Origin of the sequence: Zooshikella harenae, from assembly GCF_018837975.1 — a bacterium.
In the GTDB taxonomy this organism is placed as follows: Bacteria; Pseudomonadota; Gammaproteobacteria; order Pseudomonadales; family Zooshikellaceae; genus Zooshikella; species Zooshikella harenae.
Genome location: NZ_JAGSOY010000104.1, coordinates 1 through 11,639 on the forward strand (window position 1 = coordinate 1; position 11,639 = coordinate 11,639).

The following is an 11,639-nucleotide window of genomic DNA, read 5'->3' on the forward strand; positions in this document are numbered from 1 at the left end:
GTGTTTATTCGATGTGCCTTCTGTTAAACCAAAGGCTTTTAGTTCCTCAGCCTCTGGTGCTCCAGGACTCACACAGATAAAAATATGATCAAACTCCATATTGTATCCTTAATAAAACAATTGTTGAATATAGCTTACCTAAAGTTTATCTTGAAAGCATTATTTATCCTTTACTATACTCTTCATGAATAATTTTTAGGGCTTGTTGTCCGCGTTCTTCGTCCTAGACACTTATTAATATAAGCTCTTGGGGCTTCAGCACCTGATGGCTGATCCTAAAAAAACTTCATTATGGGTATATAAATTATTATTGAATATTACGCTGATAGGTAATAGGTATACACTCTATCTGAATTGTACAATGTAACTATATTGGTTAATAAGTCTATGCGTGATTATATTTTCTGAGTGTCAGATTAAATCTTTATTCTAGGATTTACTTTAATTATTATAGGTAAATTAAATGCGGGAAGATTGCGAATAGGAACTAAATAATTTTTTAAATCCATTAAGTAGTATTCTTTAAGGCTTATGTAATTACATTGCTACTTTATAGGAGTGCCAAATAAAGCTCTAATCCGCAGCCATAAAATCTCAATAATAGCGCCTGCTATTTTAACAATAAAATCAGTAATATATAGGAAGAGTGCTATTGCTGCAACTATTACAACAAAAATAACCACACCTATCCAGATCCAGACTCTATTTTTATTGCCCATGTGGACTAGCCTGCTTTACATAAATTAGCTTAAAGCTATGTAAAATAGAAATTATTCTAAATTCTTTATCACTAGTTGATTGTCATTCAGGTGAGGAAATTTCTTACGAATCATATCAACAGCTTCTTCAAAGTTTATTTCTGCATAAACAGTCCATTGACCTGACTCATCAATAATTTCTACGTCATAAAAGCTTTCATGAAGGAACCCATCAATGGCTTTATACTCATCTTTTGCATCCACAAGCTCAATATCAAATAAAGCCATCTTTTACCCCTTCAAGTACAATCTTTACAAGGAAGTATAGCTAAATCAGCAAAAATGGCACCAGCTTGACTGAAGCAGTGCTTTTTGATTGAGAAAGGTTCTCCCACAACCTGTTTCCATATTGCTTTCAAAGCAGTCAATGAATTTAATGGTAAGCCAGGCCTCCGCCTTAAAATATGCACCAGGCTACTATGCTGCTTTTCTTTATGATCCTGATGGGAATAACATTGAAGCTGTTTATCGCCGATAGGTCTTTTGATGTATTAATATCAAAACTAAAAAAAGGTAAGCCTCAGTAGAAGCTTACCTATAAACTGCGTGATTGCGTCATTAGGATCAAGACATTAGCACTATAAAATATTTATCTATACAAGCCTGTTAAGAGTCAATAGCAGTGTTTTTAAGGTTATTTTAGAGCTATTAGACAAATATCTTTCTAAAGTGAAATATAAGACTACTTAGTTACACGTCCTAGGATCTGAACCTTCCTTTAGACAAAAACCAATCGACCCCTCATAGCACAGTTCTCCATCCACCCAGGTTGCACCACAAAAGTTTGCCAGATCTAAATTAGCCCCTTTAAGATTTGCAGACGTTAAGTTAGCACCACGAAAATCTGTAGAAGATAAATTAGCATTCGATAAATTGGCATAGCTAAAATCAGATTCTATTAATTGGGCATATCTCATATTGGCATTGCTGAAATTTGCATAACTATAATTTGATGAGCCTATTTCCGCCCCTTCAATGGAAGCATGGCTAAAATCTGCATACTTAAAGTTTGCTTTCGCCATCATTGTGTAATTTAAGTTAGCACCTTGTAAGTTAGCTGCGGAAAAGTCAGCAAAATGCAAGGTGGCACCCGTTAAAATGCTATTTGATAGGTTTGCTTGAATTAACTTGGCGCTTGAAAGGTTTACTACATTTAATGTCGAACCTTCTAAATTAGCAAAAGACATATTGGTGTCTTGAACTTCTGCATAATATAGAATTACCCCCTTCATATCGGCAAATCTGAGGTCTGCATCATTCAAATAAACTCCATAGAGATTGGCATTACTTAGATTTGCGTGAGTCAACGCTACATTGTTGTAATCCTTACGGGGGATGCTGTTTCCTTGAGTTAAATCTGCATCACTAAGATCGCATTTTGAAAGATTTTTAACGCTGTTAATAGCATTTTCGTAGCATATTTTATCGTAGGCACTTGCAAGTGATGATAAGCCTAACAAACTAAAAAAGACTAAAGCTGATTTATTAGTTAACATAATCCTTGTCCTTCATAATCCCTCAAGTGATCGACTTATACCCTTCACTGTGGGTATAGATGGGTTGATATTTTATACACCTTGAAGGATGGGGCTTTATACTAAACCTGAATGTAACTTAACAGCCCCATTAGACACGAAGTGTAGTGTTTTCTGCAAGAGTCAAATTTTTATAACTAATTCAATACCTAAACTGAAAAGGTGGGTTAATTAATAAAGGTAGCAAATGTCTTAGTATTTAGTTATAGGGTGTGGAGGTGTAGAAAAGTATTTTAAGATAAAATTTACTTTGGTTTTGCTAGTGGGTACTAGCGGCCTTGGAAAAAGTCTTAAAACTAAATTAATTGTTTTTTTGCTGGTGAGTAGGATTGTCGGCTATTTTTTTATTGATTTTTACTAATGTAGCGATGTGGTTTTTTAATGAGAACTTACGCCAACTACTATTTTCTATTTCTTTCAATCTTTTTTTAGTTTCCCCTTCTGCTATCTCTTGCATTTTACTCAAAATATCATCTGGAATAGGAACCTCTTCATCTATAATGTATTCAACAAGTGATTTTACTCCCCAATAAGGATCTTGCTCATACGAAAGATAAATATTAAATCCTTCTTTCAGCATAGATACGGTAGTGAATTTTGCTCCCTTTCTTCCCAAATCCGTAGGTAGATTGTTAATCAAATCAAGCATCCATTTTTCAATTGGATCTTCATATTTAAACAGATCGCGGATTTATAAACCACTTATGTATTTTCTTTTGCGTCATTTGTATTGAGCATAACTATTAATAAACGTCACTAAGGCCGGGTAGATACAGGGGGAAACTCTAGGGCAATCGCATATAACTTTACCTTTATAAAAGCCATTTTCTAAAGCACCTTTGTTCAAAGTGGGCATAATGCCCTTCGAACACGTCGTGAATCCTTCCCTGGAGGCTTGGCTGCCGCATCCTTGCGGCAAACAGTTCGATGAGCATTATTCAGACTTTATCTACCACTGATGTACATTGAAATACTACAGAAGTTCATTTAATCATGATTGAGGTATAGCAAAATGTGGGTTTGCAGTGCTTGAATTTGTTTGTGAAACAGGTGCAGGGAGCACCGTTAGCAGTAGAGACCAAGGATGGTCTTCTGCTGCGGGAGGAGCAAATGAATTCATGCATTGCATTGGCACAATCTATATTCATTACGAACTATGTTTTATATGCAATTCCCCTGAGTTAGGTATGGCCCTCTCACTTACTGCATATGACGTGTATGGTTGTTACTGGTCTGTCTATGAAAGTCAGCAATTCCTATTGTGGCTTTCATTCGTAATTTTTGGACTTGCTGGTCATAATAATATTGAAAAACACTAATCTAACAGAAACCATAACGATCATATGGCTAACTTTGAAGTGTGGTTTACCTTTTCGCAAGGTGAATATGACATTTGTGAGGGAGAAATCTAAAATGTTAACGGTCTATACTGGAGCGTTTATGAGACCCGTTTTGGGACGCTTTTGTTAAAGTGTCACTATTTGACCGGTAAAGTGTCTATCTCATTAGCGCTTTGAGGCTTAATCTTTCAGTAAAGAGAAGGAAAACTCTTTATGTCTATTAGCCTTCTATACCTATAGTGATGGGTATAAGAAAGGCTATAATTTCTTCTCTGCTGCGGCCTTCAACTATTGTGATTCTGATGGAATCAGCGTGAGATTTACTAATTTTTGAACAATATGTGTTACTTGAAAAAATTATCTTAGCCAACATATTAGGTTCCGCCTGTAAGGAATCGAACTGTTTATTACAAGACAAGTTGCAAGCTTATGATAAAGATCGAGCACCTTAGCAAAAACTTTGACTACTTTGAGGCAGTTAAAGATATTTCATTCTCGGTAACCTCTGGAGAAGTATTGGGCTTTTTGGGGCCTAATGGCGCAGGGAAATCGACGACTATGAAAATGATTTGCGGCTTTTTAACGCCCACTAATGGCGCTATATCCGTCTTTGAACATGATGTTGTTAAAGACCCATTAGCCGCTAAGCAATTAATTGGCTACTTGCCTGAGGGGGCACCAGCTTATGCTGATATGACGACACTGCAGTACTTACGTTTTATTGGTGAAATTCGTGGGTTTAAAGGCAAGGAACTTCAGCAGCGTATTGATAAAGTCGTTGACGACCTGGCTTTACACAGTGTGTTTACCCGTCGTATTGAAAACTTATCCAAAGGTTTTAAACGTAGGGTTGGTATTGCTCAAGCGATACTGCATGATCCGAAAGTATTGATTCTTGATGAACCTACTGATGGACTGGACCCAAACCAAAAGCATCAAGTGCGTAACCTGATTCGAAATTTATCCAAAGATAAAATTGTTATTATTTCGACACATATCTTGGAAGAGGTGAGTGCTGTATGTAATCGGGCCATTATTATTGCCAAAGGTGAGCTGGTTGCAGATGGTAAGCCCGCTGAGCTGGAAGCCCGCTCGCGCTATCACCACGCTGTCACATTGCAGGTGGATACTGCTAATGATGTGTTGGATGATCTTACTGCGTTAGATGCAGTGGCAGAAGTTGAGGTCAGTCCGGAAAGCACCAAGCGATTTACGCTGATTCCTAAGTCAGGTGCTGAAGTTTTCCCTGGTGTGAATAAACTTATTCAGGATAAAGATTGGGTAGTTGAACAGCTCTTTGTAGAACGTGGTCGGCTTGATGATGTCTTTCGCAATGTCACCATGAAAGAGTCACGGGCAGAGGAGGTTGCCTGATGGGCAAAGTAGGCATTATTTTTAGACGTGAACTAGGCAGTTATTTTGCCACGCCATTGGCGTATATTTTTATTGTGATTTTTTTATTGCTCACCAGTGTTTTTACCTTTTACATTGGTGGCTTTTATGAGCGACGACAAGCTGACTTGTTGCCCTTTTTTGATTTTCACCCTTGGTTGTATTTATTTTTAATACCTGCCATTGCCATGCGGTTATGGGCAGAAGAACGTAAGTCTGGCACGCTGGAACTGTTGTTAACATTACCTATTACATTGCGTGATGCGGTGTTGGCTAAATTTTTAGCAGCATGGGCATTTACTGGCATTGCTTTGGCACTGACATTTCCAATTTGGATCACGGTGAATGTACTGGGTAACCCTGATAATGGTGTCATTATTGCCAGCTATTTAGGTAGTTGGTTGATGGCGGGTGCCTTCCTGGCGATTGGCTCCTGTATGTCAGCACTGACAAGCAATCAGGTGATTGCTTTTATTCTCACAGTTGTCGTGTGTTTTATCTTTGTGGTTGCGGGTTCAGCTTTAGTACTGGACTTTTTCCAGTCTTGGGCACCAACTGTACTGCTTGATACGATTGCGTCTTTAAGCTTTCTGACGCACTTTACTGCAATTAGTAAAGGTGTGCTCGATTTACGTGACTTGATGTATTTCCTGATTATGATTGCCGCCTGGTTATTTGCAACCGCAGTCATTATTGATATGAAAAAAGCAGATTAAGGAGTGGGAAAATGACCAGGAAACTCTTTTCTCGGGCAGGTTTATTGATTTTGGCAATATCAGTATTACTGTTGGTATTGTTGATAAATAATGTGATCAAAAACTGGCGGGCAGATTTAACCGAAGATAATTTATATACGCTATCTGATGGTACACATAATATGCTGCGTAATTTACAGCAGCCTGTTAAGTTGGAATTGTTTTTCTCTAATAAGCTAACTAAGGACTTGCCACGACTACGTAGTTACGCTAAGCGAGTACGTGAATTATTGGAAGAATATTCGCTTATCGCTGGTGATAATCTTAACTTTGAGATTATCGATCCTGAGCCCTTTTCTGAAGCTGAAGATAAAGCTGCAGAATATGGGTTGCAAGCAATACCAACCAGTGCCGGTGGACCTGAAGTTTACTTTGGTTTAGCGGCTACAGGTGATTCAGGTAACCAGGAAGTGATTGAGTTTTTCCAGCTGGATAAAGAAGAATTTCTTGAGTATGACATCAGTAAACTGATTTATGCGGCCAGCCAAAAAGAAAAGCCGAAACTGGCGCTGGTCGCAGGTCTTCAGGTGGATGGTGGCTTTAACCCCATGACACGTCAGCCTTCACAACCTTGGGTCGCGGTTTCCCAGTTAGATATGCTATTTAACGTTGAGAGGTTGGGGCTCGATTTTAATAAAATCAATGATGATGTTGATTTGCTGATTGTTATTCACCCCAAGGATATTTCTGATGATGCGCAATATGCCATTGACCAGTATGTGCTGGAAGGTGGCAATGCGTTGATATTTGTTGACCCTGTTGCCAGCCAGGATACTGGAGGGGGCGGTATGATGGCCTTTGGTCCTAAAGCCTCTAACCTGGAAGCTTTATTTAAGGCATGGGGATTAACCATGACCAAAAATAAAGTCGTAGGGGATGCAAAACATGCGCTATCAATCAGTCAGGGTCAAGGTCAGCGTCCTGCTCGTCACTTAGGTATTGTTGGTTATGGCAAAGAAAACTTTGCCAAAGACGAAGTAGTCATGGCTGATTTGGAAGTCATTAATTTTGCAACAGCGGGTGCCTTAGAACCTATCGAAGGTGCAACAACAACATTTACACCCTTGATCCAATCCAGTGATCAGGCCATGTTGATTGAGGCGAGTAAGTTTGCTTTTCTGCAGAATCCAAGCACCTTGTTTAATGACTTTAAACCAACAGGTGAACACTATACTGTTGCTGCACGCATTCAAGGCTCTGTCAAAACAGCATTTCCTGATGGACCGCCAGAGAAAAAAGAAGAGCAGGATGAGGCGGACCAAGCAAATGCTGATGCAACGGGTGAAGCAGAAAGTGAAACAGCAGCTAAGGCAGATGATAACGCGGCAGGTGAAAATACGTCAGTTGATGAAAAAGCCAAAGCAGATGAGCCAAAAACTGAAGAAGTCGCTGCTGTTGACGCAAATGCTAAGGCTAATACAATAGATGAAGCTAAAGGGCAGGAGGAAGCAGAAGATAAAGAGGAAGAAGTTTTATTCCCTGATCCATTAACAGCTTCAAAAGGTGACATTAACGTGGTGGTTATTGCTGATACTGATGTATTAGGTGATCCATTATGGGTGAGTGTCCGTCAGTTTTTTGGACAAACATTTGCACAACCTTTTGCGGGTAATGGCGATTTGTTTATCAACTCAGTTGATAATATGCTCGGTAATGCAGACTTAATCAGTATCCGTGGCCGTGGCCAGTTTTCCCGTCCGTTTGATCTGGTTGATGCCATTGAGCGTGAAGCGGAAGATAAATTCCGTGAAAAAGAACGTGAGTTGCAGAAACAGCTAGAAGAAACAGAAAGTAAATTATCTGAGTTGCAATCCTCAAAGGATGGAGAAGAAAAACTCACCTTAAGCCCAGAGCAAAAGCAGGCATTAGAACAGTTCCAAGCTGAGAAGTTACGTATCCGTAAAGACTTACGAGAAGTGCAACATCAGCTAGGGCAGGATATTGAAGATCTGGGTACTTTGATTAAACTGCTTAATATCTTATCTATTCCCTTATTACTCACATTATTATTAATGGGTAATCACTTTATCCAGCGTCGTCGTCACTTGGCGTAGACCCCTAATGTATGGAGTTTGATTTTGTGAGTTTAAACCCAGCCTTTGTGCTGGGTTTTTTATATTTGAGTTTAGGATTTTTAAGATAGGTACCTTCATGTTTAAGGTAAAACCATGGCGGATCGTTTTCTTGTGTTTTGTCGTGATATTAATGAATGAACTACGAGCTGCAGAACCATTTGTGTTGGTGACACTGGATGATCAGGATAAAAATCATGTACGTTTGATGACGCAAGTATTAGTTGGTGCCTATGCTGAGCTTGATATGGCGATCGATTTGAGGCTGCTACCTAATAAACGCTCACTTGAAGCTGTAAATTTAGGGTTGGCTGATGGTGAAGGAGGGCGCATTGCTGGTATGGAAAAAGTTTATCCTAATCTAGTGATGGTGCCTGAGCCTTTGTTTAGCTTGCAAGTACTTGCTTATACGAAAATGCTTGATATTAAGGTTAATGGTTGGAAAAGCTTAAAACCCTACCGAGTTGGTGTTTTAAGAGGTGCTAAATACGCTGAGTATGGAGCGAAAGGAATAGACCGTGTGTTATTAGCTTCATTTGGCACCCAATTGTTTAAAGCCCTTGATGCAGACAGAGTTGATATTGTGGTAATTCACGAATCAAATAATTTAGCTCTTTCAGGTGTCAAAGGGGTAAAAGTACTGCAGCCGCCATTACAAGAAATTATTATTTTTCACTACTTGAATAAAAAACACCAGAAATTAATACCTGCACTAAATTGTGCAATTAAAAAAGTAAAAAAGTAAAAAAGTCACTTAAGAAAAAAATTGCAGGCAAGGTAGAAAAGAACTGCCAGGCATTGATGATTAATTTAAAGTGATAAAATCTTGTTTATTGAACACTATACCCCTTGGGTTGAGGCACGATGGCCTCTTATAGGGATAGTTTATGGGGTAAGCCCTTTACTGCTTTTTAATGTGACTTTGTCATCGACAAACTTAATGCTGATTTGTTTTTTATTATCACCCCAAAAACAGTTTTTAAATAGGGATAGGGATTCACAGTTGTCAGGTTCACCAAGAACTGCAGTAACTTCACTATAAGCCATAGCCACTTCAATCTTTTCAAAGTTTTCTTGGGTGACTTTGGTACAACCCGCTAGCAGCAATAAGGTGAATACTGCCAAGCTAGTTGATTTTATGTGGTTCATCATCTTGTTCATTTTCAAAAGATCTCACTTAAACTAGATTAGGTCGTGGATTATAGCGAACCCTTCAGCGTTGCCATGTGCGTTAGTTCATTTAAAAAACAATAGATATAGCAGAAGATAATAACAAAGTGGTGACTGATTTAGTGATGGAAAGTATATAGGGCAATATGTTGTGATATCTGTAGGTGAGATCGGGCAATCAAGCAGGCTGCTTGATTGCCCGAAAATGTATTATGACATGAAATTATGCGGCAGCGGCCTCAACTTGCTCATCAGATCTCATAAGATGGCTAATAATAAAGCCTATCAGTAATCCAGCTACACCTGGTACAACCCAAGCTAAACCTTGGGCATGGAGTGGTAGAGAGGTGTATACATCCATCATTGGTTTGACCAGACTGGCTTCAGCAGCCTTTATACCTTCAAACAAGCTGACAGGTAGAATTGCCAAAAGTGTGCAGCTGAATACGATGCGTGGACGATTAAAGCGTGGACGCATCAAGCATAAGAAGATAATGGCGATAGCCAACGGATAAATGAAAAACAATACTGGGATAGAGAGTGAGATTAGCTGGCTTAAGCCAACATTAGCAATAACACCACTTAAAACGGTAAACAGTATGACATAAGCGCGATAAGACAGTTGTGGGAATGTTTTGTGGAAGTATTCACCACAGGCGGTCATGAGACCAACAGCAGTACTCAAACAAGCCAGAGTAATCGTTAAACCTAGAATAATGTTACCTGCATCACCGTATATAGCATTGGTGTAAATTTGAATAATTTCACCGCCACTGGTTACATTGCTTGCAATTAACTGGCTGGTTGCACCTAGGTAGCCTAGAGAGATATAGACTAGTGATAGTCCTAAGGCTGCAATTAGACCTGCATAGATGGTGTAGCGCGTCAGGTAACGACGCTCAGAAACACCTTTATCTCTAAGTGCTGTGATAATAACGATACCAAATGCTAATCCACCTAATGCATCCATGGTGAGGTAGCCTTCTTTAAAGCCATGAGAAAAGGGGGCTGTTAGCGTTTCACTAGGAGTGCCTAGTGGGCCTTGTGGCGCAAACACAGTGCCAAGCGCTATAGCGGCAATCACCAGAACAAGTAGAGGGGTGATGATTTTACCGATGGAGTCGACCAGTTTGCCAGGAAAGAGTGCTAAGGCTAAGGTGGCACCAAAATATACAAAAGAGTAAATAGGGAGTGCAGCACTACTATCTGAAATACTTTTTACACTCATCTCAAATGCTACAACGGCTGTTCTTGGTGACGCAAAGAAGGGACCAATAATTAAGTATATGGCTAAGCCTAGGGCTACAGAGACTTTAAAAGGAAGGTCTTGAGTAAGCTCTGTCAGGCCGCCATTCATCCGTGCAGCAGCAACGAGTCCTAAGAGGGGTAAACCAACACCCGTCAGGAGAAAGCCAAAGATCGCTATGGCTAAATCTGTACCAGCCATTTGTCCTAATGAAGGAGGAAAAATTAAATTACCTGCTCCCAGGAACAGGGCAAATGTCATTAAACCGACAGCAATAATGTCGAAACTTTTTAACTTACTATTCACGGATGAACCCTATCAATCTATGTTCAGTTTCTAATGGACTACTTGCTCTTGGGCTATTGGTTAAATACCTTACGTTCATACTTTGTGTCTTTACACAACAATGACGTTTGATAATCACACCAACTATGCCCGATTGACTGATCCATGACTGAGGATTACGAAACAGAGTACTGAATATGCTGGGTAACGCCACACTCAATTACTACTTAGCCTGTGGGTTGTTCAGGCTGTTTCGGCGAGTTACTTGGGTAAAGCAACTTAGCTAACGCAAACCCCAGTGCATTCTGTTCGTAAACTTCTTGTCATGTTGGTTGCTGAGCTTCTTTGTTTGATGCTCAACCCCCTTCGTAATGAAATAAGTCATCACATGAAGTTAAACGACCCGTCTGCACAAGCTGTATCTATTGTACCTGCTGAATTTTCCACCAGGATAGGCAAGTAGCAAATAAAAACAATGGTGGAATCTGCCTATTTTTGTGGCGATAGGGGGTAAGGTCAGTGTAAAGCACTGTTTTAAGCGTAGCAAAGCCTTGTAGTTGATAATCTTTATCATTTCTTAATCCCTGTTGTTCTCGTATAGGCTCATCCAAAAACAGTTTTCGCAAGAGGTTGATATTGGCACATGTAGGTGTATCAGTATTGCACAAGCGCTTAAATGAAATGCTAACACCATCTTGTGAAAAGACTGCACTTTAAAGAATGCCCTAATCTTATTGTTATTATGTGAGGCTTATTTTTCCTCTTTTTAGTTTATTAATAGCTGCTATCTTACAGTTAATCAGCATTAATTTTAAAATTCCAGCATTATTTATGACTATGAAAGACTTATGAAGGAATAATTTCCAGTTAATCACGTGTTATTTGGCTAGCTAATTATTAAAAGTAAATAGCAATTAAAACTAAATTAAACAGTGCTACTTTAAAGCAGTCATTTAATTATCATCCTACTTTGCGACAGTAAACAGTATTTATGAAGAGTAAGCTTTAGTTAAAAAGTCTTTTTAATCCTTCCTTGTTTATAGTGATTCAATAGTAGGGGAGGTATTGGAGATAGATAATAAAAAT

The 11,639-nt window shown here is 39.1% G+C and carries 12 protein-coding genes; 5 read left to right on the forward strand and 7 right to left on the reverse strand.

What is annotated here, in order from left to right:
* Positions 1-545: 545 nt before the first annotated feature.
* Together KCG35_RS22235 and KCG35_RS22240 are read right to left on the reverse strand one after the other, a co-directional pair.
* On the reverse strand, positions 546-719 hold the full coding sequence (locus KCG35_RS22235) for a hypothetical protein (protein WP_215822059.1): 174 nt from the start codon (positions 717-719) through the stop codon (positions 546-548).
* A gap of 51 nt (positions 720-770) precedes the next feature.
* On the reverse strand, positions 771-986 hold the full coding sequence (locus KCG35_RS22240) for a hypothetical protein (protein WP_215822060.1): 216 nt from the start codon (positions 984-986) through the stop codon (positions 771-773).
* An 88-nt stretch (positions 987-1,074) separates the two neighbouring features.
* On the opposite strand from KCG35_RS22240, the gene KCG35_RS22245 reads away from it, so the two are divergent.
* A complete protein-coding gene (locus KCG35_RS22245; RefSeq protein WP_215822070.1) occupies positions 1,075-1,236 on the forward strand; it encodes a hypothetical protein in 162 nt (53 codons plus the stop codon).
* Positions 1,237-1,444: 208 nt separating this feature from the next.
* On the opposite strand, the gene KCG35_RS22250 is transcribed toward KCG35_RS22245, so the two are convergent.
* On the reverse strand, positions 1,445-2,254 hold the full coding sequence (locus KCG35_RS22250; protein ID WP_215822061.1) for a pentapeptide repeat-containing protein: 810 nt from the start codon (positions 2,252-2,254) through the stop codon (positions 1,445-1,447).
* A gap of 340 nt (positions 2,255-2,594) precedes the next feature.
* Positions 2,595-2,942 carry a hypothetical protein gene (locus KCG35_RS22255; protein WP_215822062.1) on the reverse strand — a complete coding sequence of 116 codons (348 nt, stop codon included), beginning with the start codon at positions 2,940-2,942 and terminating at the stop codon, positions 2,595-2,597.
* 1,120 nt (positions 2,943-4,062) lie between these two features.
* Between KCG35_RS22255 and KCG35_RS22260 the strand changes: the two genes are divergently transcribed.
* The 4 genes from KCG35_RS22260 (at position 4,063) to KCG35_RS22275 (ending at position 8,597) form a co-directional block, all read left to right on the forward strand.
* Positions 4,063-5,007, forward strand: coding sequence for an ABC transporter ATP-binding protein (locus tag KCG35_RS22260; RefSeq protein WP_215822063.1), 945 nt, complete (start codon positions 4,063-4,065; stop codon positions 5,005-5,007).
* The gene (locus KCG35_RS22265; protein WP_215822064.1) at positions 5,007-5,741 is read left to right on the forward strand and encodes an ABC transporter permease subunit; all 735 of its coding nucleotides are present in this window, start codon (positions 5,007-5,009) and stop codon (positions 5,739-5,741) included. Before KCG35_RS22260 ends, KCG35_RS22265 begins: the two co-directional genes overlap by 1 nt.
* 11 nt (positions 5,742-5,752) lie before the next feature.
* The gene (locus tag KCG35_RS22270) at positions 5,753-7,834 is read left to right on the forward strand and encodes a Gldg family protein (RefSeq protein ID WP_215822065.1); all 2,082 of its coding nucleotides are present in this window, start codon (positions 5,753-5,755) and stop codon (positions 7,832-7,834) included.
* Positions 7,835-7,931: 97 nt separating this feature from the next.
* Positions 7,932-8,597: a transporter substrate-binding domain-containing protein gene (locus tag KCG35_RS22275; protein WP_215822066.1), complete on the forward strand. Its 666-nt coding sequence runs from the start codon at positions 7,932-7,934 to the stop codon at positions 8,595-8,597.
* 140 nt (positions 8,598-8,737) lie between these two features.
* On the opposite strand, the gene KCG35_RS22280 is transcribed toward KCG35_RS22275, so the two are convergent.
* The 3 genes from KCG35_RS22280 to KCG35_RS22290 all read right to left on the reverse strand — a co-directional run bounded on the left by KCG35_RS22280 (position 8,738) and on the right by KCG35_RS22290 (position 11,179).
* Positions 8,738-9,004, reverse strand: a complete 267-nt coding sequence (locus KCG35_RS22280) for a hypothetical protein (protein WP_215822067.1) — start codon at positions 9,002-9,004, stop codon at positions 8,738-8,740.
* A 241-nt stretch (positions 9,005-9,245) separates the two neighbouring features.
* The gene (gene brnQ, locus KCG35_RS22285; RefSeq protein WP_215822068.1) at positions 9,246-10,574 is read right to left on the reverse strand and encodes a branched-chain amino acid transport system II carrier protein; all 1,329 of its coding nucleotides are present in this window, start codon (positions 10,572-10,574) and stop codon (positions 9,246-9,248) included.
* Between the two features lie 401 nt (positions 10,575-10,975).
* Complete coding sequence (locus KCG35_RS22290) at positions 10,976-11,179, reverse strand: hypothetical protein (RefSeq protein ID WP_215822069.1); 204 nt, start codon at positions 11,177-11,179, stop codon at positions 10,976-10,978.
* Positions 11,180-11,639 lie beyond the last annotated feature (460 nt).